Annotated in this window: 22 protein-coding genes; 9 read left to right on the top strand and 13 right to left on the bottom strand. The window is 63.6% G+C overall.

What is annotated here, in order from left to right; genetic code table 11:
* The first annotated feature begins 23 nt into the window (after window positions 1-23).
* A complete protein-coding gene (gene prfB, locus BLT50_RS02065; protein ID WP_090025995.1) occupies window positions 24-1,148 on the top strand; it encodes a peptide chain release factor 2 in 1,125 nt (374 codons plus the stop codon).
* Between the two features lie 196 nt (window positions 1,149-1,344).
* Here prfB and BLT50_RS02060 read toward each other — a convergent pair whose 3' ends face one another.
* Window positions 1,345-3,810 carry a penicillin acylase family protein gene (locus BLT50_RS02060; RefSeq protein WP_090025993.1) on the bottom strand — a complete coding sequence of 822 codons (2,466 nt, stop codon included), beginning with the start codon at window positions 3,808-3,810 and terminating at the stop codon, window positions 1,345-1,347.
* Window positions 3,811-3,895: 85 nt separating this feature from the next.
* On the opposite strand from BLT50_RS02060, the gene BLT50_RS02055 reads away from it, so the two are divergent.
* Window positions 3,896-4,759 (top strand): NAD(P)-dependent oxidoreductase, encoded by an 864-nt coding sequence (locus BLT50_RS02055; RefSeq protein WP_090025991.1) that lies wholly within the window; start codon window positions 3,896-3,898, stop codon window positions 4,757-4,759.
* Window positions 4,760-4,796: 37 nt separating this feature from the next.
* Here the strand turns inward: BLT50_RS02055 and BLT50_RS02050 are convergent, their stop codons facing one another.
* The 5 genes from BLT50_RS02050 to BLT50_RS02030 all read right to left on the bottom strand — a co-directional run bounded on the left by BLT50_RS02050 (window position 4,797) and on the right by BLT50_RS02030 (window position 9,185).
* The gene (locus tag BLT50_RS02050; RefSeq protein ID WP_090025989.1) at window positions 4,797-5,135 is read right to left on the bottom strand and encodes a DMT family transporter; all 339 of its coding nucleotides are present in this window, start codon (window positions 5,133-5,135) and stop codon (window positions 4,797-4,799) included.
* A gap of 80 nt (window positions 5,136-5,215) precedes the next feature.
* Window positions 5,216-6,430, bottom strand: coding sequence for an MFS transporter (locus BLT50_RS02045; RefSeq protein ID WP_090025987.1), 1,215 nt, complete (start codon window positions 6,428-6,430; stop codon window positions 5,216-5,218).
* Window positions 6,431-6,540: 110 nt separating this feature from the next.
* Window positions 6,541-6,870 (bottom strand): potassium channel family protein, encoded by a 330-nt coding sequence (locus BLT50_RS02040; RefSeq protein WP_090025985.1) that lies wholly within the window; start codon window positions 6,868-6,870, stop codon window positions 6,541-6,543.
* 94 nt (window positions 6,871-6,964) lie between these two features.
* A complete protein-coding gene (locus BLT50_RS02035; RefSeq protein ID WP_090025982.1) occupies window positions 6,965-7,609 on the bottom strand; it encodes a DsbA family oxidoreductase in 645 nt (214 codons plus the stop codon).
* Between the two features lie 64 nt (window positions 7,610-7,673).
* On the bottom strand, window positions 7,674-9,185 hold the full coding sequence (locus tag BLT50_RS02030; protein ID WP_090026996.1) for a class I adenylate-forming enzyme family protein: 1,512 nt from the start codon (window positions 9,183-9,185) through the stop codon (window positions 7,674-7,676).
* 65 nt (window positions 9,186-9,250) lie between these two features.
* Between BLT50_RS02030 and BLT50_RS02025 the strand changes: the two genes are divergently transcribed.
* Window positions 9,251-9,874, top strand: a complete 624-nt coding sequence (locus BLT50_RS02025) for a helix-turn-helix domain-containing protein (RefSeq protein ID WP_090025980.1) — start codon at window positions 9,251-9,253, stop codon at window positions 9,872-9,874.
* A gap of 7 nt (window positions 9,875-9,881) precedes the next feature.
* Here BLT50_RS02025 and BLT50_RS02020 read toward each other — a convergent pair whose 3' ends face one another.
* Both BLT50_RS02020 and BLT50_RS02015 read right to left on the bottom strand, forming a co-directional pair.
* Window positions 9,882-10,004: an entericidin EcnA/B family protein gene (locus BLT50_RS02020; RefSeq protein ID WP_139170456.1), complete on the bottom strand. Its 123-nt coding sequence runs from the start codon at window positions 10,002-10,004 to the stop codon at window positions 9,882-9,884.
* 24 nt (window positions 10,005-10,028) lie between these two features.
* On the bottom strand, window positions 10,029-11,843 hold the full coding sequence (locus BLT50_RS02015) for an extracellular solute-binding protein (RefSeq protein ID WP_090025976.1): 1,815 nt from the start codon (window positions 11,841-11,843) through the stop codon (window positions 10,029-10,031).
* A 273-nt stretch (window positions 11,844-12,116) separates the two neighbouring features.
* Here BLT50_RS02015 and BLT50_RS02010 point away from each other — a divergent pair, with 273 nt between their 5' ends.
* Window positions 12,117-12,890: a 3-hydroxybutyrate dehydrogenase gene (locus BLT50_RS02010; protein ID WP_090026994.1), complete on the top strand. Its 774-nt coding sequence runs from the start codon at window positions 12,117-12,119 to the stop codon at window positions 12,888-12,890.
* Window positions 12,891-12,929: 39 nt separating this feature from the next.
* Here the strand turns inward: BLT50_RS02010 and BLT50_RS02005 are convergent, their stop codons facing one another.
* A complete protein-coding gene (locus tag BLT50_RS02005) occupies window positions 12,930-14,573 on the bottom strand; it encodes an NAD(P)-binding domain-containing protein (protein WP_090025974.1) in 1,644 nt (547 codons plus the stop codon).
* Window positions 14,574-14,713: 140 nt separating this feature from the next.
* Between BLT50_RS02005 and BLT50_RS02000 the strand changes: the two genes are divergently transcribed.
* Entirely contained in the window at window positions 14,714-15,754 is a 1,041-nt protein-coding gene (locus BLT50_RS02000) for a patatin-like phospholipase family protein (protein ID WP_245723254.1), read from the top strand.
* A gap of 56 nt (window positions 15,755-15,810) precedes the next feature.
* Here the strand turns inward: BLT50_RS02000 and BLT50_RS01995 are convergent, their stop codons facing one another.
* From BLT50_RS01995 to BLT50_RS01980, 4 genes are all read right to left on the bottom strand, one after another.
* On the bottom strand, window positions 15,811-16,557 hold the full coding sequence (locus BLT50_RS01995; RefSeq protein ID WP_090025970.1) for a DUF502 domain-containing protein: 747 nt from the start codon (window positions 16,555-16,557) through the stop codon (window positions 15,811-15,813).
* A gap of 81 nt (window positions 16,558-16,638) precedes the next feature.
* A complete protein-coding gene (locus BLT50_RS01990) occupies window positions 16,639-17,559 on the bottom strand; it encodes a pseudouridine-5'-phosphate glycosidase (protein WP_090025968.1) in 921 nt (306 codons plus the stop codon).
* The gene (locus tag BLT50_RS01985; protein WP_090025966.1) at window positions 17,556-18,452 is read right to left on the bottom strand and encodes a PfkB family carbohydrate kinase; all 897 of its coding nucleotides are present in this window, start codon (window positions 18,450-18,452) and stop codon (window positions 17,556-17,558) included. Before BLT50_RS01985 ends, BLT50_RS01990 begins: the two co-directional genes overlap by 4 nt.
* A gap of 48 nt (window positions 18,453-18,500) precedes the next feature.
* Window positions 18,501-19,319 carry a DUF4198 domain-containing protein gene (locus tag BLT50_RS01980; RefSeq protein WP_090025964.1) on the bottom strand — a complete coding sequence of 273 codons (819 nt, stop codon included), beginning with the start codon at window positions 19,317-19,319 and terminating at the stop codon, window positions 18,501-18,503.
* On the opposite strand from BLT50_RS01980, the gene BLT50_RS01975 reads away from it, so the two are divergent.
* The 4 genes from BLT50_RS01975 (at window position 19,318) to tsf (ending at window position 23,872) form a co-directional block, all read left to right on the top strand.
* On the top strand, window positions 19,318-20,637 hold the full coding sequence (locus BLT50_RS01975) for a HupE/UreJ family protein (RefSeq protein WP_342706684.1): 1,320 nt from the start codon (window positions 19,318-19,320) through the stop codon (window positions 20,635-20,637). The genes BLT50_RS01980 and BLT50_RS01975 overlap by 2 nt on opposite strands.
* A gap of 53 nt (window positions 20,638-20,690) precedes the next feature.
* On the top strand, window positions 20,691-21,944 hold the full coding sequence (locus BLT50_RS01970) for a SulP family inorganic anion transporter (protein ID WP_090025960.1): 1,254 nt from the start codon (window positions 20,691-20,693) through the stop codon (window positions 21,942-21,944).
* Between the two features lie 170 nt (window positions 21,945-22,114).
* Entirely contained in the window at window positions 22,115-22,894 is a 780-nt protein-coding gene (rpsB, locus tag BLT50_RS01965) for a 30S ribosomal protein S2 (RefSeq protein ID WP_090025958.1), read from the top strand.
* A 102-nt stretch (window positions 22,895-22,996) separates the two neighbouring features.
* On the top strand, window positions 22,997-23,872 hold the full coding sequence (tsf, locus tag BLT50_RS01960; RefSeq protein WP_090025956.1) for a translation elongation factor Ts: 876 nt from the start codon (window positions 22,997-22,999) through the stop codon (window positions 23,870-23,872).
* Window positions 23,873-24,219 lie beyond the last annotated feature (347 nt).

Genomic DNA, 24,219 nt, shown 5'->3' with positions numbered 1-24,219 from the left:
AAACACCAAATCAGGACAATGCGATGCGCGCAGAGGCCCAGAATACCGTTGCCGAGATCGAAAAATCGCTGGAGCTGTTGCGCCAGCGGATGGATTGGGACACGGCCCAGCACCGGCTGGAGGAATTCAATGCGCGCGTCGAGGATCCCAATCTGTGGGACGATCCGGCCGCCGCGCAAAAGCTGATGCGCGACCGCCAGGTGCTGGTCGATTCCATCGACACCTACGAGTCCATCCGGCAGGAAATGTCGGACAATGTCGAACTGATCGAACTGGGCGAGATGGAAGGCGATGAAGAGGTCGTGTCAGAGGCCGAAACCGCGCTGAAGTCACTGGCGCAAAAGGCGGCGGCCAAGGAACTCGAGGCGCTGCTGAACGGCGAGGCGGATGGCAATGACGCCTTCCTTGAAATCAATGCCGGGGCCGGGGGCACGGAGGCCTGCGACTGGGCGCAGATGCTGGCGCGGATGTATGTCCGCTGGGCCGAGCGGCGCGGTTTCACCGTCGATCAGCAGGACATGAGCCCCGGCACCGAGGCCGGGATCAAATCGGTCGTCTACCAGATCAAGGGCCAGAACGCCTATGGCTGGCTGAAATCCGAATCCGGTGTGCATCGCCTTGTGCGTATTTCACCCTTCGGCAAGGGCACGCGCGAAACCTCGTTTGCCTCGGTCTGGGTCTATCCTGTCGTCGACGACAATATCGAGATCGAAGTGAACCCGGCCGATATCCGTATCGACACCTACCGTTCGTCCGGTGCGGGCGGTCAGCACGTCAACACCACCGACTCGGCGGTGCGGATTACCCACATTCCGACGGGGATCGTGGTGACGAGTTCGGAGAAATCCCAGCACCAGAACCGCGACATCGCCATGAAGGCGCTGAAATCGCGGCTCTACCAGTTGGAACTGGAAAAGCGCACGGCGTCGATCCAGGAGGCGCACGAAGCCAAGGGCGAGGCGGGCTGGGGTAACCAGATCCGGTCCTACGTGCTGCAGCCCTACCAGATGGTCAAGGATCTGCGCACAAGCCACGAAACCAGCGATACGCAGGGTGTGCTCGATGGCGACCTGGATGAATTCATGGCCGCGACACTGGCAATGAATGTCGCCGGGAAATCCCGCGCCGAGGCGCAGGGCGAGGACTGATCCGAGCCCGACACGCCATGCGCGTCCAGATCGCGTTCGCCAAAAAAAAGAATCAGCCCGCCGCACTATCAAGCGCGGCAGGCTGGAAATTCTCAAATCACACTCTCACGAATGACGACACTGTCGTTAAGGTATGTGTCAATTTCATGGCGGCATTCGGGTGATAATTTGATGCGGTTCCCGCCTTGCGGGATGGCTAGCGCGGTTCCAGGCGGGTCACGCCGACGGCTGCGGCCCGGGCCAGGTTCAGGTCCAGGGACATCGGGATGTATTCGCCACGCCGCCACAGTTCGCCCATGTCGTCGTAGTAGCGCGACAGCGGATGGCCGGACTGGCCCGTCGCGATGATGAAGACCGAACTGTCGGGGTCTGTGAAGTCGTAGACGCCGCGATACCCGGCGGCATGCACGTTTTCGAACGGGGCCGGACCGCTGCCGCGTGTCAGGCCACGTTGCAGCGTGTTGTCGCCGCCCGAGGTGGATTGGCGGATATTGACCACCCAGCGCAACAGCGGAACCTGGCCAAGCGTCGGATGCTGGTGCGTGGCCTGGTGCGCATCGCCCCACCTAAGCGATTCCAGCGCGGTGCCATAGTTTTCCTCAAGCCAGATGATCGCGTCATCCAGCGCAAGCCGTGCCATGTCGGTGCAGCTTTCGCGCGGCGCGCTCTGGATCACGTCGCACCAGACCCCTGCGCCATCCACGTTGCGAAAGACGCGCTCGATGAACAGCGGCTCGATATGGGTGAAGTCCTGCGCAAGCGGGCCCAGCTCATCCCGGATCAGCCGGTCCTGCAGCGCGCGAACCCATGCGGAATAGATCAGCGGTTCGGGCAGGTGTTCGTTCATTTCGCCCGTCCAGTTCGCCAGCAGGGCCAGCGCATCCTGGCGCTGGCGCTCGGGCGTACCTTCGGGCGCGGCCACTCCGGTGAACCACAGATCGGCGCCGATAAGCGGCAGCAAGGTGCGCGCTGTCGGCGACACGGTATCGAGCTGCGCCTCGATGAAGCTGTCGCGGGTGTGCACCTGGCGCGATTGCATCAGGCGCGTCCAGCGCTGCACCCGCTGCGTGTCGCCCCAGTGAAACGACATGTGGAGCGGAAAGGGCCGGTCCACGATCTTGTTGTTGGTCGTCCCGACAATTCCGCCAGGGGGCGAGATGAATTCCGGGTTGGAGGAATAGGGGCTGATCCCTTTCCAGCGGTTGCGGTCCAGCCATCCGGGCGCGGGCAGGCGCCCCTGGCTTTGGTGTTCGGCGTCGCGGCGCGGGGCGGCGCCTATCGTTTTCATGGCGATCTGCACGCCATCGACGGCGACCAGGTTCAGCGACGGCGCGACATGGGGTTCGGCCGCGGCGATGGCGTCCTGCACGGTCTTGGCCTGCATCAGGCGCAGCCAGGCCGCGATCGACCGATCCTCGGGCGACAGCCCTGTCCAGGCCAGCGCCGCGACATGACCCTGCGGGGTGATCGTCGAAAGGTCGAACTCCGAGCCGGGCAGCACGGGGCCGTTCTGCGTCCAGCGCAGGGTCAGCGTAACCGGCATTTCATCCTTGATCCGCAGGATCGAGCGGCGGGTTTCGAACGTGGCGAACCCGTCGGGTGTCTCGTATTGCTCGGGGTCGTCAGGGTTCAGCTTTTCGAAAAACACGTCCTGATCGTCCATGTAGGAGGCAGCGATCCCCCAGCCGAGGTCTTCGCTGCGGCCTGACATGACGACGGGTATGCCCGGAATCGTCGCGCCGATCACCCCGCCCGAGGCCAGTTCCAGCCGGGCGAGATACCAGATGGCGGGGGCGGTCAGCGGCAGATGCGGGTCGTTGGCCATCAGCGTCCCGCCCGAGGCCGAGCGTTTGGGGGCAGCCGCCCAGGCGTTCGAGGCGCCGGACAGGCCCGCGCGGGCGACAGGCCATAGCGGGTCATCGTTATGGCGGGTGGCCCCTGCGATCCGTGGCATCGGCGCGTCGTATAGCGCGGCATAATCGGGCAGGGCGGCCACGCCGCTGCCGGGCGCTTCGGGCAGGATGTCGGCGACCCGCGCGGTATCGGGCAACAGCAGCGACACCCGTGCGCGCCGGACCTCGGCCTGCAGGTGATCGGTGACCTGCAGGGCCATAAGCTTGACCAGCGCGATGGAATCGGCCGGCTGCCAGGGGGCGACGGCGGGGTTGAACAGGAACATTTCCGGCGCGCCACGGCCTAGGGCCCGTTCGTTGATTTCGGCGAGGCGGGCATTCACGCCATCGGCATAAGCGCGCAGGACCGCCATAGTCGCGGCATCCTGTACCTCGACCGAGGCTTGGGCGGCACCGTAGATATCCAGCCGCCGCATCAGCATGTCGGTTTCCACGGTGCGGGTGCCGAAGACCTCGCTCAGGCGGCCCTGGGCGGTGCGCCGCAGCACAACCATCTGCCACAGCCTGTCCTGGGCATGGGCATAGCCAAGGCCAAAGAACACGTCGGCATCGCTGTTGCCCAGTATGTGCGGGACGTTGGCGTTGTCGCGAACGATTTCGACCGGCGCGGACAGTCCCGTTACATCGTGCGTGGCGTCATAATCGGGCAGGGACCGGGCGGCGAGGTAATAGGTCACGAACAGCGCCAGAAGCGTCAGCACGATCAGCCCGCCCGTGATCCGCAGGAGCCATTGGAAAACCTGCACCATTGCCCTCTGTCCAGTTCATCCTTGCCTTTGCCCCGTTCCCTAGACACAAACCAAGGCGAACACAAACACTAGAAGGAGGGGTATGATGGCCAAGGTGACGTTTCTGGGGCTCGGGGTGATGGGATATCCGATGGCGGGCCACCTCGCGAAAGCGGGGCACGAGGTCTGCGTCTACAACCGGACGCCAGCAAAGGCGGAAAAGTGGGTGGCGGAGCACGGCGGCAGCAGCGCCGCGACCCCGCGCGAGGCCGCCGAGGGCGCGGAATTCGTGATGGCATGCGTCGGTAATGACGACGACCTGCGCAGCGTGGTGCTGGGCGATGACGGCGCGCTGGCCGGCATGGCCGAAGGCACGGTTTTCGTCGATCACACCACGGTGTCGGCCAAGGTCACGGCAGAGCTTTACGAGGCGGCCAAAGGGCAGGGCGTGGGTTTCGTCGATGCGCCGGTCTCCGGCGGACAGGCGGGGGCCGAGAACGGCGTGCTGTCGATCATGTGCGGCGGCGATGAAGGCCATTATGACCGTGCCGAGCCGGTGATGCAGGCCTATGGTCGGTCGATCAAACGCCTGGGTGAAAGCGGCGCGGGGCAGCTGACCAAGATGGTCAACCAGATCTGCATCGCGGGGCTTGTGCAGGGCCTGTCCGAGGGCTTGGCCTTTGCGCAAAAGGCCGGGCTCGACGGCAAGGCCGTGGTCGAGGTGATCAAAGGCGGCGCGGCGGGAAGCTGGCAAATGGAAAACCGCCACGAAACCATGCTGGACGATTTCTTTGAATACGGGTTCGCGGTGGACTGGATGCGCAAGGATCTGGGTATCTGCCTGTCCACCGGCAACGAACTGGGCGCGGCATTGCCGGTAACGGCCTTGGTCGATCAGTTCTACAAGGATGTGCAGAACATGGGCGGTGGGCGCTGGGATACCTCGTCGCTGATCAAGCGGCTGCGCTGAGGCAAGAATGGGGGCCGGGCGAACAGCCCGGCCTTTGCTAGTGCGGGGTCGCGTTCGAAAACAGATGGATGACCACGATCCCGCCCAGGATCATCGCCATGCCGGTTACCGCCGGCCAGTCGAGCGCCTGCCGGAATACCAGGTAGCCGATCAAGGCAATGAACACGATGCCCAGGCCGGACCAGATCGCATAGACGATCCCCACCGGCAGCACCTTGAGCGTGACCGAAAGCAGGTAGAAGCTGATCCCGTAGGCGACGACCACCAGGACCGAGGGCCAGAGCCGTGTGAATTGCTGGCTGGCCTGCAACGCCGATGTGCCGACGGTTTCGGCCAGGATGGCAAGGGCCAGGATCAGGTAGACATGGGTTGGCATGGGCTCTCCTTCGGGCGGGGTGTGCCTGTCTTAACGCGCCCGATCGCCGGGGTCACGCGCGATGCGTTGCCCGCGTGCGCTCAGACCGGGCCGAGGCGTCTTTCGGCCCGGCGCATGACGATCATCACGCCAAAGGCGCCTGCACATACCGTGCCCACGCCAAGGGTCAGCGGCAGGACGGTTCCGTCGAACCCGAGCCCGATCGGTACCGCCAGCAGCGCGCCTGCAAGCGTGGAAACCGATCCGATCACGCTCGCGGCCATCCCGGCGACATGGCCCATCGGCTCCATCGCGATGGCATTCAAATTGCCGATGGTCAGCCCGGTCTGGAAAAAGACGCTGGCCTGCCAGGCGATGAACAGGCCGAAGACCACCGATTGCGGAAGCGGCGACACCGAGATTGCCGTCATGCTCAGCGACAGGATGACCTGAACGCCGAAGGCCGCGGTGGCCAGTCGGCGCATGCCAAGCCGCATCACGAGCGCCGCGTTGAGGAACGAGGCGCTGGCCGCGATCAAAGACACCAGCGCGAACCAGTAGGGAAAGCTGTCGGAGGCGTCGAAGACGTGGTCATAAACCGGCTGAACAAGGCTGATCATCAGGAACAGCATCGCATAACACAGCGCTTGAGCCAGAAGGGCCAGGCTGACCGTCGGATGCCGGGCCATCTCGACCAGGGCGGCAAGCATCAGCGACAAGCGCATCGGCCGCCGGTTCTCGACCGGGAGGGATTCGGGTTGGCGCAGGGCCAGCCACAGGGCCGAGATCACGGCAAACACGATGAAGGCCACGAAAATCGCCCGCCACCCTGCGGCTGCGGCGATCCACGCACCGATCAGCGGCGACACCGCGGGCACCAAAGTAAAGGTCATCATGATGAAGGACAGGATGCGCGCCATCTGCCGTCCGCTGTAAAGGTCGCGGACGATGGCCATCGCCACGACCCGCGGTCCCGATGCGCCGATGCCCTGCAGAACCCGCGCCGCCAGCAGGAATTCCAGCGTCTGCGCGCGCCATGCCAGAACCGAGGCCGCGATATACAGCGCCGCGCCCGAAAGCAGAACGACCCTTCGGCCCAGCGCGTCGGACAACGGCCCGACAAAGAATGTGGCGATCCCCATCCCGATGACAAAGCTGGTGACGATCATCTGAACGTGGTTCGGCGCGTCTGGCGTCAACTCGCGCGCGATCTGCGGCAAGGCCGGCAACATCGCGTCTATGGAAAACGCGATGGTGGCAAAGAGCATCGCCATGAGGGCGATGAATTCGGTTCGGGACAAAGCGTTCGCGCGCATAATCAAGCAGTCACATCACAAGAGTGTGCTCGAAAGAACACCGATCTACCTTTGGTAGCAACCCTTGGCGGGTCTTTGCGGCGGTTGACGTAGCGGAAACCACCAGGGGTTCAGCCGGCCTGATCCTCGTCGGTGGCGGCGCGTTGCTTTTCACGCTCCGCCCGTCTTTTTCTAAGACGGTTGGAAATCGTGATGTTGGAAAAATGCTGGATCGCTGCGGCGAAAATTCCCAAACCGGCAAAGATCAGGACGGTGGTTGCGATCTTTCCAAGTGGCGTGACCGGCACCAGATTGCCATACCCGACGGTCGATAGGGTGACGACCGTGAAGAAATAGGAATCCAGCCAGCTCCAGCCTTCGACGAGGTGAAAGAACACCGTGCCCATTGCCACAACGGTGACGAGCGCGCCGATAATGACCTTTGCGGCTTCGGTGTTCATGGGGCCCTCCGGCTTTCCTTATGCCCGATCCATTCGCAAACCTGGCGACAAAGGTCCAGCATCGGCAAGTCCTGCGGGCGTTTTGACGCGTGGTTCAGTCGCCCTGTTGAACCTGTTCGCTGATCTCGTCCATCACCTTGAGCCACAGTTCGGTCGGTTGTGCCCCCGGCACGGCGTGCTGGCGGTTGACGATAAAAGTCGGAACCGAGTTGATGCCCATTTCGCGGGCGGCAGCATCGCGGTCGCGAATGTTCTGAACATCCGCGTCCGAGGCAAGCAGGCGCTGGATCACGCCTGCATCCATCTCGGCGCTGTCGGCGATATCGGCCAGAACCTCGTGGTCGCCGATGTCGCGGCCTTCGATGAAATAGGCCCGGAACAGCGCGCTGACGACAAAGGTCTGCCGCCCCTCGATCCCCGCCCAATGGATCAGGCGATGTGCATCGAGCGTGTTCGGCGTGCGCTGGATCGCTTCGAAATCGATCTTGAGTCCGGCTTGTTCGGCATGTTCGACCACGGGCATATACGCGCGTACGGCGCCGTCTTTCCCGCCGAACTTGGCCTCGAGATAGGCGCGCCTGTCCATCCCCTCGCGCGGCATGTCGGGATTGAGCTGGAAGGGATGCCACTCGATCGTGAAGGGATGATCCGGGCGCTGTTCCAGCGCACGGTCCAGCCGCGTCTTGCCGATATAGCACCACGGGCAGATCGGATCCGAGAATATGTCGAGCTTGATCATTCAGGGCCTCTTTCGCGTCCTGTCTGGGTATCAGGCGTGTGCCGGGAAGAAAAGCGCAGGCGCATCAGGCCAGCGGTTTCAGGGCCTTGCGCTGCAGTTTTCCGTTCGGGTTCGTCGGCAGGCTGTCGAGGCGCCGGAAGATGCGGGGCTGCTTGTAGCGGGCAAGCCGTTCTTCGCACCAGGCGCGCAGGTCTTCTTCGGGGATGTCGGCCGGCCCGGTGTAGAAGGCGGCGATCAGGCGCACGTCCTCTTTCACCTCGATATCCGTGGCGCCGGCCTCGGTGATGCCGGGATGGGCCAGCAGGGCCGCCTCGACCTCCAGCGGTGATACGCGGTAGCCGCCTGCGTTCATCATGTCGTCGTCGCGCCCGTGATAGGCGATCTGGCCATCCTTCTCCATATGGCCCTGGTCCCCGGTCAGGAACCATCCGTTGCGTATCCGGGACGCCGTTTCCGCCTCGGCGCCGAGATAGCCCAGCATCAGGCCCGGATCGGTCGTCGCGACGGCAATCGTACCGGCCGCGCCCATTTCGACGGGCTGGCCTTGCTCGTTCACGATCGCGACGCGGCGGCCCTGCTGCGGCTGGCCCAGCATGCCAGGGCGAGACGGGTGCGCGGGGCTGCCGGAAATGAAGGTCGAACATTCCGACATGCCGTAGGCTTCGTAGATTCGGGTGCCGGTGGCGTCGTTCCAGTGCTTGCGGATGCTGTCGGACAGCTTCTCTCCCGCCGCCAGACCGTGGCGCAGGCGGGGCAGGGCGATCTGGTCGTGATGGTTCAGGATCTTCCTGTAGACGCCCGGCGCGGCGGCAAAGATCGTGGCGTCATGCCGTTTCAGCAGCAAAGGCAGGGCTTCGGGGCCGACGCCCTTGGCCGGAATCAGCGCGGTGGCGCCGACGCTCCACGGGTCCATCAGGCCGGTGCCCAGGGTGAAGGTCCAGTTGAAAGCGCCCGCATGAAGCAGCCGGTCGTCCTGTCCCAGGCCATACCAGCCGTCATGCATCATCCGCCTTGCCCAGATCGCGCGGTGCGCGTGACAAACCGCGCGGGGCAGCCCCGACGTGCCCGAGGTGTAGACGATATAGGCCAGCCTGTCGGGATCGCCCATGGCGTAGTCGCAGGGCGGCAGGGTGCGCATCTGTTCCAGCGCGTCGGTGCCGATGACCGGCACGCCGGGATCGTCCGGGCAAGGCACGCCCGCATCGCGCAGGATGCCCGCAGGTTTCAGCCCGGCGATCATCTTTTTGATTTCGGGGGCGGTCAGCTGGCTAGAGGTGGGCACCGGGATCAGCCCGACGGCGATCGCGCCCAGATACGCGATGGGAAATTCCACCGTATTGCCCAGCCGCATCAGCAGGATGTCGCCCGGTGCGAACCCGGCCTGCAACAGCCCGGTGCCGGTGCCGCGCACGGCCGCCGCAAGCTTGGCATAGCTCCAGCGGTCGGCCCCGCTGGGCGACAACACCGCCAGCGCGATCTTGTCGGGCAGGTCATCGGCATGGGCCAGCACATGGGCGGCCATGTTGAACGGGTTGGGGCAGGGCGCGGGCGCGCCATTGTCGAATATGGACAGCATGGCCATTGGGTTAGGCCCGCGCGCGCGCAGTTGCAAGGCCCGTGGTGGCCGCTTATAGCAGCGCCATGACCGAAAGAGATCCCAAGGCCCTGATCCGCATCGCGCGGGCAACCGGCGAGGACGAGGCGGCAGAGCCGCTCGACCTTGGCAGCCGGGTACGCGAATTGCGCAAGGCGCGCGACTGGACACTGGAACAGGCCGCCGCGCGGGCGGGATTGGCGCGCTCGACGCTGTCCAAGATCGAGAACGGCCAGATGTCACCCACCTACGAGGCGTTGAAGAAGCTGGCCACGGGACTTGCGATTTCGGTGCCGCAGCTTTTCACTCCGCCGCAGCGCGACCAGATCAACGGGCGCATGGTGGTGACGAAATCCGATGACGGGTCCGCGCATGCCACCGCCACCTACGAGCACGAGTTGCTGGCCGAAAGCCTGACCAAGAAGAAGATGCTGCCCTACCGCGCGCGGGTGCGGGCGCGGTCGATGGATGAATTCGACGGATGGGTGCGCCACGATGGCGAAGAGTTCCTGTATGTCCTTACCGGCGTGATCCGCCTGTATACCGAGTTTTACGAACCCGTCGAAATGCGCCGGGGCGACAGCGCCTATTACGACGCTGCGATGGGTCACAACGTGATCTCGGTCAGCCAGGAAGACGCGACGATCCTGTGGGTCACGTCGCTGGTCTGACGCCGCCTCAGAACCAGGTTTGCACGGTGCGCGCGGCGCCGGAAATATCCTGACCGACACCGTCAATCGTGGCGCAGCCGGCCAACAGGGCCACGGTTGCCACAAGCGCCATTTGCCTTGCGATTTTCATCTCTGCTCTGCCTTCGTTCGCCTGTTATTCTTCGGACCACCAGACATCGGGCATCCAGCCGATCCTGTCGCCATATATCGGCGTATTTTCGGGAAATTTCAAGTTTCCGGCATGGGCCACGCGGTCGGTCAACGTGGTCCAGATCGGAATGACGAACCGGCCCGCCATCAGCACCCGATCCAGCGCACGGGCGGCGGCGGTGAAATCCGCGGGGCTTTCGGCGGTCAGCAGCGCGTCGATCATCGCGTCGAGCGCCGGGCTTTGGACGCCCATCAGGTTGCGGGTGCCGTCCCGGTCCGCGCCGTCCGAGCCCCAGTATAGACGCTGTTCGGTGCCGGGGCTGAGCGACAGGTCACGCCGGAACGGCATGATATAGAAATCGGTCGCGGCCTCGCGTTCGGTGAACTGGGCATTGTCGATGCTGCGGATCGTCAGCGAAATCCCCAACCGCTCAAGCGACTGGGTATAGATCTGCAAGACCGATTCCATGCGCTTGTCGCCCTGGCGCAGAACCGCCTCGATCTGGAAAGCGGCGCCTTCTGCATTGCGCAGGATGCCGTCCTGCACTGTCCAGCCGGCCTGTTCCAGCAGATCGACCGCCCGCCGCAGGTCACGCCGATTGCGCGGCGACGCATCGCCTTCGGGCAGGGCATAGCCGTCGAGCGCACCCGGTGGCAGCGCATCGGCAAAGGGGGCCAGAAGATCGCGGACGCGCCCCTCGGCCGGGCCGGGCCGCATGGCAAGATCGGAATTGGCGAAATACGAGGTGATGCGCGGCTGGCGGCCGCCGGTCACGGTGCCGTTGATATAGGGAAAGTTGAAGGCAAGGATCAGCGCCTCGCGCACCCGCCAGTCGGCCAGTTGCGGGCGGCGCGTGTTCATGACGAATCCTGTCATCCCGGTCGGGCGTTCGTGGCGAATTTCCGACAGGACGACCTTGCCCGACTGCACGGCGGGAAAATCATACTGCGTGGCCCATTTCTCGGCGTTCGATTCCCGGTAGAAATTCAGAACACCGGCCTTGAACGCTTCGAACATCACGTTCTCGTCGCCGAAAAACTCGATCCGTATCTCGTCGAGGTTCGCGGTGCCGCGTCGGATCGGCAGATCGGCGCCCCAGTAATCGGGATCGCGGGTCAGCGTGACGAACCGGCCCGGTTCGAAATCGGTGACGACGTAGGGCGCGGTTCCGATGGGAATGTCGTCGATCGTGCCGTCGGTGAAATCGCGGCCCGCCCATTGCGCCTTTTTCAGGATCGGCCGGAGTCCGGCGATCAAGGCCAGCTCGCGGTTGTTGCCATCGAATGTCAGGCGCACGCTGCGCGGGCCGGTCTGTTCGATCCTGTCGACCTGCGTCCAGAAGCCCAGGTAACGGGGATGCCCCACCGTGCCCAAGGTCTCGTACGACCAGATCACATCCTCGACCGTGACGGGGTTGCCATCCGAGAATCGGGCCTCGGGGCGGAGCGTGAATTCCACCCAGGACCGGTCATCGGCGATCTCGACCGATTCGGCCAAAAGGCCGTACAAAGCGAAGGGTTCGTCCCAATTTCGCGCCATCAGCGATTCATAGGCATAAAAACGCAACTGCCACGGTACCGTGCCCTTGCGCAGGAAAGGGTTGAGCGAATCGAACCCGCCGGTATTGCCCTCGATCAGGCGCCCGCCCTTGGGGGCATCCGGGTTCGCATAGGGCAAAGACACAAAATCGGGTGGTAGCTGGGGTGCGCCATACATAGCGATGCCATGGGCGGGTTCCGCGATTCCCGTTGCGGCCTGCAAAACAAAGGCTGCGGCGATAACGGCGGCCCGGGATTTACGGAAAAATATAGACCGCATTTCTGCAACAATCCTGCTCTGCCCTTGTTTTCTTGGCGGTGACCGTAGCCGTGGATTCATTGCTTTTCAAACTTTTAGCTTGGAGTCGCGCAGCGGATTGCTTATAAAGAGAGCACTGCTCGATAGGTTTCTTGCCTGTATGAAACCTGCCTCAATAACTGAACGCCGGCCTTGTGCCGGCGTTTTTTTTTTACGCGGTCGTGATCCGTGTATCGGTTCCTTTTGCAGGTGCAGAATGCCAGGATGGCGCCGAATCCAGACAAGGAGCCATTCATGAGCTTTGCAGGAAAGACTGCCATCATCACCGGATCGAACTCGGGTATCGGGCTGGGGGTCGCGCGTGAACTTGCGCGCGCCGGCGCGAATATCGTGCTGAACTCCTTCACCGACACCAAGGAAGATCACAAGCTGGCGGAAGATCTGGCCGCTGAATTCGATGTGGAGGCGCGCTACATACAGGCCGACATGTCCAAACCCGATGAATGCCGCGCGCTGATCGAAAAGGCGGGCGCCTGCGATATCCTGGTCAACAACGCGGGCATCCAGCATGTCAGCCCGATCGAGGATTTCCCCACCGCGAAGTGGGACGCGATCATCGCGATCAACATGTCGTCGGCCTTTCACTGCACCGCTGCCGCACTGCCGATGATGCGCAAGGCAGGGTGGGGCCGGATCGTGAATATCGCGTCGGCCCACGGCCTGACCGCGTCGCCCTACAAATCGGCCTATGTCGCGGCCAAGCACGGGGTTGTCGGCCTGACCAAGGTCACCGCGCTGGAAACCGCGCAGGAGGACATCACCTGCAACGCCATTTGCCCCGGCTACGTCAAGACGCCGCTGGTCGAGGCGCAGATCCCCGACACCGCCGAGAAATACGGCATGACCGAGGAAGAGGCCGTCCAGAAGGTCATCCTGGAACGGCAGCCGTCCAAGGAATTCGCCACGGTCGAACAGATCGGCGGAACGGCGGTGTTCCTGTGTTCGTCGGCAGCAGACCAGATTACCGGCACCACGATCAGCGTGGATGGCGGCTGGACCGCGCTGTGACAGGGGCGGGGCGCGACCGCCAGGCCGCGCCCGCCGGTCTTATTGCGCGGGGATCGCTTCGGGCGTTTGCGTGAATAGGCCCGCGCGCCGGAAGAACGCGTCGATCTGCCGTTTCGCCACCTCGTTGCCGGACAGGGTCTGCCCGGCATCGACATAGGTCATGCGCTGCACTGTGCCGGCGCCCTTGTCCTTGGCTTCGGGCGCGCGCCAGTCGCTGTCCAGGTGATCTGACAGATGCGCCTGGACCAGAACCTCGCCATCGCGGACAAGCCGCAGCACGGGATGGATGAAGGGATCGGCCTCGTCCCCGTCGGTGGTGTGGGCGCGCTTCACATGCATCGGGTTGGGGCCGAAATTGCCGAATTCCAGCGTCACGCGCAGAACCGTGCGGCCCTTGAACTCGTCGGCCCGGTCCGCCCAGTGCATCGGCACGTCGATGTAATGCGCGCCGGCGTCCGGGCCATCGAGCACGACCACATCGCCCAGGAAGGACGGCTGCAGGAACATGCCGGACGCCGTGCTGATCCGGTCGATCAGCGTGGCTGTCAACGATTCCTGCGCAAGCGGGGCGGTGCTGTGGGGGTAGGGTGCCCCGGTGACGCGGTTCGCCACGAACTCGGACAGGCATTTCACGTTGTGACGGAACCCGTGCACAAAGCCGGACATGGTTTTCTTGAAATCCCGGCATTGCATGATCGTGCCTGCGAAAAACAGGCCCGGTGCGGCCTCGCTTTCCCATTGCTCGGTCATGGCCGGGAACTTGCCCATGTGCCGCATCTCGGGGCGGATCGCGGGGTCGAGAATGCTGTCGTCGAACCGGAATCCGGTGCAGGCGATGACATGGTCGTAATGCAGGACGATCTCGTGACCTTCGGCCGCGGTCATGGCGACATGAACCGTCAGCCCGTCACCTTCCTTCACGATCTTCGTCACGGCCCCGTCGACCACGGCGTTTTGCGATTTGAGCTGATAGGTATCGAGGAAATTGTTGTTCACCGCGCGCAGATTGCCCACGAAATGCGTGTTCCAGGCGAACTTGACCGGGTTGGGGCTGATGACGTGGATGGCCTGCGCCTCTTCGACCAGGGAATCCGCTGTTTCGAACGCCGAATTTCCCTTGCCAAGGATCGCCACGCGCTTGTCGCGGAACCGTTCGGGCGTGGTGTCGAAATCGTAATATTGCTCGGCCAGGTCGATACCTTCGATATCGGCATCCCACGGGCGCGACACGCCGGTCGCCACGATCACCGTGCGGGCATGATGTGTCGTGCCGTCGTCGGTTTCGACAGCGAAGAGATCGCCCTCTTTGGCGATGCGTTCGACTTTGACGCCGCATGTTATGCGGTCGGCAAAACGGTCCGCGAACGCGTCGAGGTAGCCGACGTAATCGTCTGCATTGGGGAAATAGCGCCGGCTGACATCCGTGAAAAGCTGGCCTTCATCGTTCAGGAGGCTGTTCCAGTCAAACCGCAGTTTCGTGTCGGGCGAGGACAGACCGGTATTCACCTTGTTGATCGAAATCAGCATCCTGTGGCGGGGGAACTGGCGAAAGAACTGTCCGACCTTGCCGCGTTCGAGGATGTGAAAGCCGATGCCCTTTTTCTCGAGGAAATAGGCCGCCTGCAGTCCGGCAGGGCCGGCGCCGACGATCAGGCAATCGGTGATGGTCTTTGGTGTTTGCATGGATATTCCTCAGAGTCAGGTTAGATTTGATGCAAGGCACCTCTGACGATAAACAGCCAGTGCGCGTATGGAAACATAAAATGCGCGCAAAAGGCGTGCGTGCAGGCGCAAACGAGAAAAACCATCGAGGAGAAGACAGCTTGGCCAAGCCCATTCGCATTAACCTTGCGCTGCAAGGGGGCGGCGCGCATGGCGCCTTTACCTGGGGTGTGCTCGACCGCCTGCTGGATGACGAAGACATAGAAATCGCAGGGATTTCAGGCACATCGGCCGGCGCGATGAACGGGGCTGCGTTCAAATCCGGCTGGCTTGAAGGCGGGCGCGACGGGGCGCGCGCGAACCTCGACTGGCTCTGGCAGCAGCTTGGAGCCCTGCAGGAGACACCGATGACCGCGTGGTTGCTGGCCTTTGCACCGTCCACGGCCTTTCTGGGGCGCGCGATGGAATATTCGGTGGGATCTGCGCTGGCGGATGCGGCGGCGCGGTTTTCATCGCCCTATGCGCTGGGGCCGTTCTATGACAATCCGCTGCGCACGGTGGCCGAACGCTTTCATTATGACGCCGTATGTGCCGCCGACGGGCCCCGTCTTTTTATTGGCGCAACAAGCGTGCATTCGGGCAAGATACGCATTTTCACCGGCGACGATATCACGCCCGATGCGATCCTGGCCTCGGCCTGCCTGCCCACGCTGTTCCAGGCGGTCGAAATCGAGAACCCGGACACCGGCAAGACCGAAGCGTTCTGGGATGGCGGATACACCGGCAATCCGGCGCTGTTCCCGCTTTTCGACCCGGATCTTCCCGACGATATCCTGATCGTCAGCATCAACCCGCTGGAACGAAGCGAAGTGCCGATCACCCCGCAGCAGATACACAACCGCATCAACGAGATCAGCTTTAACAGTTCACTTCTGCGCGAATTGCGGGCGATCGGTTTCGTCAAACGCCTGCTTGCCGCGGGCAACATCAAACCCGGCAGCATGAAGGACGTTCTCGTTCACATGATCGCCGATGACGCCTTGATGACCGAATTGTCCGTTGCGACCAAGCTATCGCCCGGACCAGTCTTGCTCGGCCGTCTGAAATCTGCGGGCAGGGCGGCAGCCGATGCGTTTCTGGCCGCGCACAAATCCGATCTTGGGAAGCGCGCAACGCTCAACCTTCAGGCGATGTATGACTAGGTGAATGCCGCATTTTCTGCGAAAACGTATTTATGGCAATGGCTTAAGGCGCGAAGTTACGGCTTTTTGGGTGGTTTGGTCGGATCTTTGGGATTCGGATAGACAAGCCCGGCCGAGATCACCAGCTTGGCCGCGTCCTCGACAGACATCTCGAGTTCGACGACATCCTCTTCGGGAAAGAACAGCAGGAAACCGGATGTCGGGTTGGGCGTGGTCGGGACGAAGACCGACAGCAGCCCGCCGGCCGTTTCCGCGCGTCCGGCGATTTCGCCCTTGGCGGTGGTCGAAATGAACCCGATCGCCCAGATGCCCTTGCGTGGATACTGGATCAGGCAGGCCTTTTCAAAGCTGCTTTCGGACTGCGCGAACACGGTTTCCGCAAGCTGCTTGACCCCGTTATAGACCGAGCGCACCACCGGCATCCGGTCCACCAGCCCTTCGCCCCAGCGGATCAGCGAACGCCCGATGAACCCCTTGGCCAGCCAGCCGACAACGATGGTGAACAGAAGAAAGATGACCACGCCCACGCCGCGGATATGGAGCTGGGTGTCGTCGCCGATCCAGCTTGCATAACGCTCGGCGCCGATCAACGCGCGCAACACGACGTCAGGCTGATATGCCTCGGGGATGAAGGGCAGGACAAAACTGTCGACCCATCCGATGACCGTCCAGATCAGCCAGATCGTCAGGCCGACAGGTGCGATGACCACAAGGCCGGTCAGGAAAGACGACCGCAGCCGCGCGAACAGACCGGGCTTGCGCGGCGGTTCGGGATGGTCGTTGAATTCGAATGGGGTGTTCATTTGTGGCCTACATGGCTCGGCTGAGCCTTTATGTCATTTAGGCGTTAAACCGCCCGGCCACAATATCCGGCATCGTGGGCGTCAGGCCGATAACGCCGGTGTTGCCAGTTCGCGCGCAATTTCAGCACCCAGCCTCGCGTTGTTCAACACCAGAGCGATGTTGGAAGTAAGCGACCTTCCGTCGGTAAGTTCGAAAATCCGTTGCAGCAGAAAGGGCGTCACCCCTTTGCCGGATATGCCCTGCGCCTCGGCTTCGGCCTGTGCCTGAGCGATGATCGGGGCAAGGGTTTCGGCGGGGATTTCATCCCCGGCCTTGATCGGGTTCGCGACCAGCTGACCGCCGTCCAGCCCGAGATCGCCACGCAGGCGGTGCGCGGCGGCGATTTCGGCCGGGCTTTCGGCGCGCAAGGGGGCTGTCAATCCAGAGGAACGCGACCAGAACGCCGGAAAGTCGTCCTGACGATAGGCAAAGACGGGAACGCCCAGCGTTTCCAGGACCTCCAGTGTCTTGGGCAGGTCGAGAATCGCTTTCGCCCCGGCCGCGACCACCGTCACGGGCGTGCGGGCCAGCTCGTGCAGATCGGCGGATATGTCGAAACTGTCTTCGGCACCTTTGTGCACACCGCCGATGCCGCCGGTGGCGAACACGTCGATCCCGGCCAGATGCGCGCCGATCATCGTGCCGGCCACGGTCGTGGCCCCGGTGCGGCCCTGCGCCATGCAGGCCGCGATGTCGGCCCGGCTGAGTTTCGCGACGCCCTGCGCCCGTGCCAGCGCTTCAAGCTGCTCGGCAGTCAGCCCGGCGTAGAGAACCCCGTCGATCACCGCGATCGTCGCCGGCACCGCACCACCGGACCGCACGGTTTCTTCGACCAACCGCGCGGTTTCCAGGTTCTGCGGCCAGGGCATCCCGTGGGTGATGATCGTGCTTTCCAGCGCGACCACGGGGCGGCCATCTGCCAGCGCGTCGGCGACTTCGGGTGACAGGGTGGGGCGGATCATAGGCTGGTATCTCCTGATACGTACTGGGCCGCAACTTCCAACGCGCGCGACAGAGCCGCGGCGCGGTCCGCGCCTTCGCGCTCGGCGGCGATATGGGCGGCCATGAAGGTGTCGCCGGCACCGGTGACACGGGTGACCAGCACTTCGGGCGGTTGCCGGCTGAGCGTGGGCGCGTCTGCCACGGCCTCGGCGGCGGGTTTTCCGCCATCGGTCACAAGGACGCGCTTGGCCCCACGCGCCACCAGCGTTTCCGCCGCGGCCTGGCTGTCGTCGAAACTGCGTTGGGCCAACAGACCCGCCTCTTCGAGGTTGACGTAAAGCACCGCACGGGGATGGGTCAGGAACGGCATGAGCCGTTCCGCCTTTCCCGGAGAGGCGGGCGCAACCCTCAGATCGGCCTGTGCAAGGGCAGGGTCCGTCGCGATGCGCTCCAGCAGGAACTGGGTCAGGTTTCCGTCAAGCGCGACGACACCGCCGAATGGCGTTTCCGCCGTGCCGAGCCTGCCATCAAGCAACGGGCGCAGGATCTTGTCGCCCGCAGCTTCGAGCGAGTGGGCATCGGCGATGGCCGCGATCAGGCCATTCGCGCCTTCGACGGCCATGTAGCGGTCGGTCGGCAGGTCATCCGAGCGATAGAGATACCCCGTTTCGAGGTTGAGCGCGGCACAGGCGGCGACAAGTTCGTCGCCCTCCGCATCGCGCCCGACGGCGGACAGCAGGGCCGGGCGCAACCCGAACCGCGCCAGTGCCATCGCGATGTTGAGAGCGACACCACCCGGAAGCCGCGTGATCCGTCCGGGCACGTCCGATCCGGCGCGCATCACGCTGGCCGAGCGGCCGATCACGTCCCACAGCACGGAACCGATGCACAGAATATCGGGGCGGTTGGTCATGCCTCCTTGATGCACGTGGCGCGCACGGGCGGCAAGGGGGATCGCGCGTCAGCCGGGGATGCGGAACGTCATCGCCGCCCAGAGCGATTCCCAAACGGCGCCCTTGTCCTTTGCGAGATCGGGCGCGGGTTCGCGCATCCCGACGGAATCCAGCAGGTATTCATGGCCGGGCTTCACAGGGATCGTCGCCTGGCCGTTATCGTCTGTCCGAAGCGTGGAAATGGCCACAGCGCCTGTGGGCGCGCGTTCGAACACCTCGATCTGCGCATCGCGGCGCGGTTCTCCCCGATAGTTGACCTGCACCGGAAGTCCCTGGTCCATCGGATCGGTATAGGGGTTGGCGAGCGCCACGAACTCGATCTCCAATCCGAACGCCCGGTCCTGACCCTTCGCCTGGCCTGCGCCGATCAATGCCTTGCTGTAGCGGCTATACACCTCTTTGAACCCGGTCTGCGGCAGGGCGCGGGCGGCATGGGATTCAAGCGTTCCGTCCAGGTCCTTGTGCTTTGCGAAATCCGTGAACTTCTCCCATTCACTGTAGGTCAGGGTGCTGGGCGCACTTTCGTAGACAAGAACGATCAGGCCGTCACCCGCGGTTTCGATGCGGGCGGCCGGGATGTCGCCAGAGCGCCCTTCGACAGGCGTGACCGACCCGTTCTGCAGCCGGTCGAAGCGCAAGATACGCTTGTCGAACCAAGCGAGATCGATCCCTTCGAATCCTTGGCCGTTGCGCAGGTTGACCACGACAGGTGCATCTGACGAAACTTGATATTCCGACGGAGCGATCCATAACTCATGCGAAGCGGCGGGGAGCGCGAGCGCAAAAAGAACGAAGGGAACGAGAGGTATGGCGCGAAGAGTTTTCATGATGGCGAAAGTGGCGCGGTGGCTGGTTCTGTCAAGCGTCCTGATGCTTTTGGCGCTTCCTGCCCGCGCACACGAGGTGCAGCCGACGATTGGCGATCTTTCGGTGTCAGAGGGGGTGGTGACGCTTGGCCTGCGTCTGAATGCCGAGGCTTTCGTGGCCGGTATCGACCTTGACGGCCTGGAAGACACCAATGAAGCAGACAATGCGAGCGACTATGACGCGTTGCGGGCGCTGCCCGCCGAGCAAATGGCCGACAGGTTGCGCGCGGCCTGGCCCGGGATTGCCGCAGATATCACCTTGCGCGCAGGTCAGCAGCCGATTCCGCTGGCATTGCAGTCGGTCGACGTGGGCGATCCCGGCAATGTCGACCTGCCGCGCCCGTCGCAGGTGGTGCTGACAGGCGAGCTGCCTGCCGGCGCGCAATCCGTGACCTTGCAATGGGGGCAGGGCAACGGGGCGCTGATCCTGCGCCAGCAAGGGGTGGACGAGCCGTTCACGGGGTATCTGTCGGGCGGCGAAACCAGCCCGGATATTCCGTTGGCGGGGCAGGGCCCGCCGAAAGCCGGCATTGCCGTCTTTGCCGAATACATCCCCGTGGGTTTCGATCACATCCTTCCCAAGGGGCTGGATCATATCCTTTTCGTGTTGGGGCTGTTCTTTCTGTCCACGCATCTTAAGCCGCTGATCTGGCAGGTATCGGCGTTTACCCTCGCACACACCGTCACGCTGGCGCTGGGGGCGCTTGGGTGGGTCAATGTGCCCGCGTCCATCGTCGAGCCGCTGATCGCAGCCTCGATCGTCTATGTCGCGGTCGAAAACATCTTTGCGCATGGTCTGAACCCGTGGCGGCCAGCGGTGATTTTCGTCTTTGGCCTGCTGCACGGGTTGGGGTTTGCCAGCGTTCTGGGCGAGTTCGGCTTGCCCGAGGGGCAGTTCATCCCGGCGCTGATAGGGTTCAATGTCGGGGTCGAGTTCGGGCAGTTGACGGTGATCGCAATCGCTTTCCTGATTGTCGCGCTGGCGCAGCGCGTCGACCGGGGCGAGGCCGACCTGCGTCCGGCCCAAATCGGATATGGCATTGCGATGCTGGCATTCGTCGCACTCAGCTTTGCACTCGATGGGCCTGGCTTCGTCGATTACATGGGGGCCGGAGCGCCGGTATTCCTATGGCCGCTTGCGGCGCTGTGCCTGGCTTGCGTTCTGGCCGTGACCTTTGTCGACCAGTTGGAAAGCTATCGACGCTTCGTGGCGATCCCGGCCTCGGTGGCAATTGCCGGGGTCGGGGCGTTCTGGTTCGTCGAGCGGGTGTTCCTGTAAGCGCGACATTGCTGCGGCTTGCGCTGGATACGGCGCGGGTCTAACGATCTGGCATGAAGCCGCAAATCCTGTCGACATTGCCGGGTTATGGTGGCCGGGCGCTGGTATCGGACCTGGCGGCCGGGTTTACCGTCGCCATGGTCGCGATCCCGCTGTCGATCGCGATTGCCATCGCGTCGGGCGGAACGCCGGCGCAGGGTCTGGTGACGGCCGTTGTCGCGGGTTTCCTGATATCGGCGCTTGGCGGAAGCCGGGTCCAGATCGGCGGGCCGACCGGCGCCTTCATCGTCGTGGTGCATGGTGTGATCGCGGCGCACGGCTATGACGGGCTGTTGCTGGCCACGGCCATGGCGGGCGTCATCCTGCTGGCGGCGGCGCTGTTACGGGCGGGGCGGTTGATCGCCTATGTGCCGGAGCCGGTGATCAACGGGTTCACCATCGGGATCGCGGTGATCATCGCGACAAGCCAGTTGAAGGACGCGCTGGGGATGAGCCTGGCGGAGGTTCCGGCCGAATTCCTGCCGAAGCTGGCCGCCCTGTGGGAGGCGCGCGATACGCTCGGCCCCGAAGCGCTGGCCATCGCCGCGCTGACCGGCGGTCTGATCGTGGCGTTGCGCCGGCTTGCGCCGTCCTTTCCCGGCCTGATCGTGGCGGTTGGCCTTGGATCGGGGGTGGCGCTGCTGCTGGATTGGCCGGTTGAGACCATCGCCGACCGGTTCGGCGCGCTGCCTGCCGGACTGCCGGTTCCCCATTTCGAAGTGCCGGCACTGTCGAAGGTGGTCGAGATGTTGCCCTCGGCGGTTCTGATCGCATTCCTGGCCGCCATCGAGTCGCTGCTGTCCGCGATGGTCGCAGACCGCATGATCCGCGACAGCCACCGGCCCAATGCCGAACTGATGGCGCAGGGTGCGGCGAATATCGGATCGGCCCTGTTCGGCGGATTGCCTGCGACGGGCGCCATCGCGCGCACCGCCACGAATGTCAGGGCAGGGGGGCGCACACCGGTGGCCGGGATGGTTCATGCGCTCGTGGTGCTGGCAATCCTCAGCTTTGCCGCGCCGCTGGCCGGCATGCTGGCGATGCCTGCGCTGGCGGCTTTGCTGATCCTGACGGCCTGGAACATGTCCGAGCCCCACCTGTGGCGCGGCTATCTGGCCTTGCCCCGGTCCGAACTGCTGTTGCTGCTGGTCACGCTTGTGCTGACCGTGCTGGCCGATCTTGCCGTTGCCATCGCCGTTGGCGTGGCGCTGGGGCTGCTTTTGCGCGGTGCGACGCGGGTCAGATCGCGCAGGATTCGCCATCGCTAGGCTTTTTGCGCGCTTGCAGGGTTGCGCATCGGGAAATCGGCCTGTATACGCGCGCCACTTAATCCCGCAGGCGGGGTCGGGCCCTTGGGGGAGACATCCCCATACGGTCCACCGGTTGGCGCATCCGCGCTATCACCCCCGCCAAGGCGCAAACCGGAAAGGAAAAAGACATGGCTCTTCCCGAGTTCTCCATGCGTCAGCTGTTGGAAGCTGGCGTTCACTTCGGCCACCAGACGCAGCGTTGGAACCCCAAGATGGGCGAGTTCATCTATGGCGCGCGCAATGGCATCCACATTGTCGACCTGACGCAGACCGTCCCGATGCTGGACGCGGCGCTGAACGCGATCCGCGAAACCGTCGCCAAGGGTGGCCGCGTGCTGTTCGTCGGCACCAAGCGCCAGGCAGCCGGCCCGATCGCCGACGCCGCCGAGAAATGCGCGCAGTACTACATGAACCACCGCTGGCTGGGCGGCACCCTGACCAACTGGCAGACCGTTTCGCAGTCGATCAACCGCCTCAAGCAGATCGACGAGCAGATGGAAGCCGGAGCAGAAGGCCTCACCAAGAAAGAGCGCCTGAACATGGAGCGCGACCAGCAGAAGCTGCAGGCATCGCTTGGCGGCATCCGTGAAATGGGCGGCGTGCCGGACATGCTGTTCGTCATCGACGTCAAGAAAGAAGCACTGGCTGTTGCCGAAGCCAACAAGCTGGGCATCCCCGTCGTGGCCGTCGTCGACACCAACTGCAGCCCCGCCGGCGTCGATTACATCATCCCCGGCAACGATGACGCGGCCCGTGCCATCGCGCTTTATTGCGATCTGGCCGCCCGCGCCGCTCTGGACGGCATGCAGGCGCAGCTGGGTGCCGCAGGCGTCGACCTGGGCGCTCTCGAAGCCGCACCGGTCGAAGAAGCCGCTGCCGAAGCCGGCGAAGAAGCGGCCGAGGCCTGATTTTTCGCATCGGCGTGCCACGGCGCGTCGTGAAACCGACAAGGGACGCGTGGCACAACCTGCGCGTCCCGAAACCTTAATGAGATATTGGGAGATCCCGAGATGGCGATCACTGCTGCACTGGTGAAAGAACTGCGCGACAAGACGGGCGCAGGCATGATGGACGCCAAGAAGGCGCTGACCGAAACCGATGGCGACATGGAAGCCGCCGTTGACTGGCTGCGCACCAAGGGCCTGGCGAAAGCCGCGAAGAAATCGGGCCGCACCGCGGCCGAGGGCCTTGTCGCCGTCAAGGTCGAAGGTGGCAAGGGCGTTGCCGTCGAGGTGAACGCAGAAACCGACTTTGTCGCCAAGAACGCCGAATTCCAGGGCATGGTCGCCAAGATCGCCGAAGCCGCGATGGGCGCCGACGATGTCGAAGCGCTGAAATCCGCGGATATCGGTGGCAAGTCTGTGGCGGACACCATCACCGACAAGATCGCGACGATCGGTGAAAACATGTCGCTGCGCCGTATGGCCAAGATCGAAGGCGAAACCGTTGTGTCCTACATCCACAACGCCGCCGGAGAAGGCATGGGCAAGATCGGCGTGCTGGTTGCAATGACCGGCGGCGACGAAGCCTTTGGCAAGCAGGTCGCCATGCACATCGCGGCCGTGAACCCGGCGTCGCTGTCGCCCGAAGACCTGGACCCGTCCGTCGTCGAGAAAGAGCGCCAGGTCCAGATCGACATCGCGCGCGAATCCGGCAAGCCCGAGCAGGTCATCGAAAAGATGATCGAAGGCCGCATGAAGAAGTTCCTGAGCGAAGTGACGCTGCTTGGCCAGAACTTCGTCGTGAACCCTGACCTGACCGTCGAAGCCGCCGCCAAGGAAGCCGGCGCGACGATCACCGGTTTCGTCCGCCTGGAAGTGGGCGAGGGGATCGAGGTGGAAAAAGAAGACTTCGCCGCCGAGGTCGCCAAGGCTGCGCAGGGCTGATACCGCCTAACGCATTCGCGAGAAAAGAAAACGGCGTCGCCCGAAAGGGCGGCGCCGTTTCCCGTACCGAACGGCACGAAGCCGTTTTTTTACTGGTACCACACTTAGATCGAACAAACCCGGATACCCGGAACCATTTAAAAAATTACTAGTAAATACTAATACATAAGCGCCCGTAATTCAGGCGCGGTCACTCATTAATCCGACACGGTGCCATCCCCTTGCGGGAATGGCACCGGCCGAAATACCGCCGGACCCCGAGACATTGGGGATGAGAGGGCCCAACGCTATCCGAACAACGCATCGAACATAGATACGCCTTCGGAGGTGCGGGCCGGAGAGCCTTG

It is taken from the genome of Lutimaribacter saemankumensis, assembly GCF_900100005.1.
Classification (GTDB): Bacteria; Pseudomonadota; Alphaproteobacteria; order Rhodobacterales; family Rhodobacteraceae; genus Lutimaribacter; species Lutimaribacter saemankumensis.
Note: the sequence above shows the minus strand (reverse complement) of the source record. Positions and strands in the feature narration are given on the sequence as shown.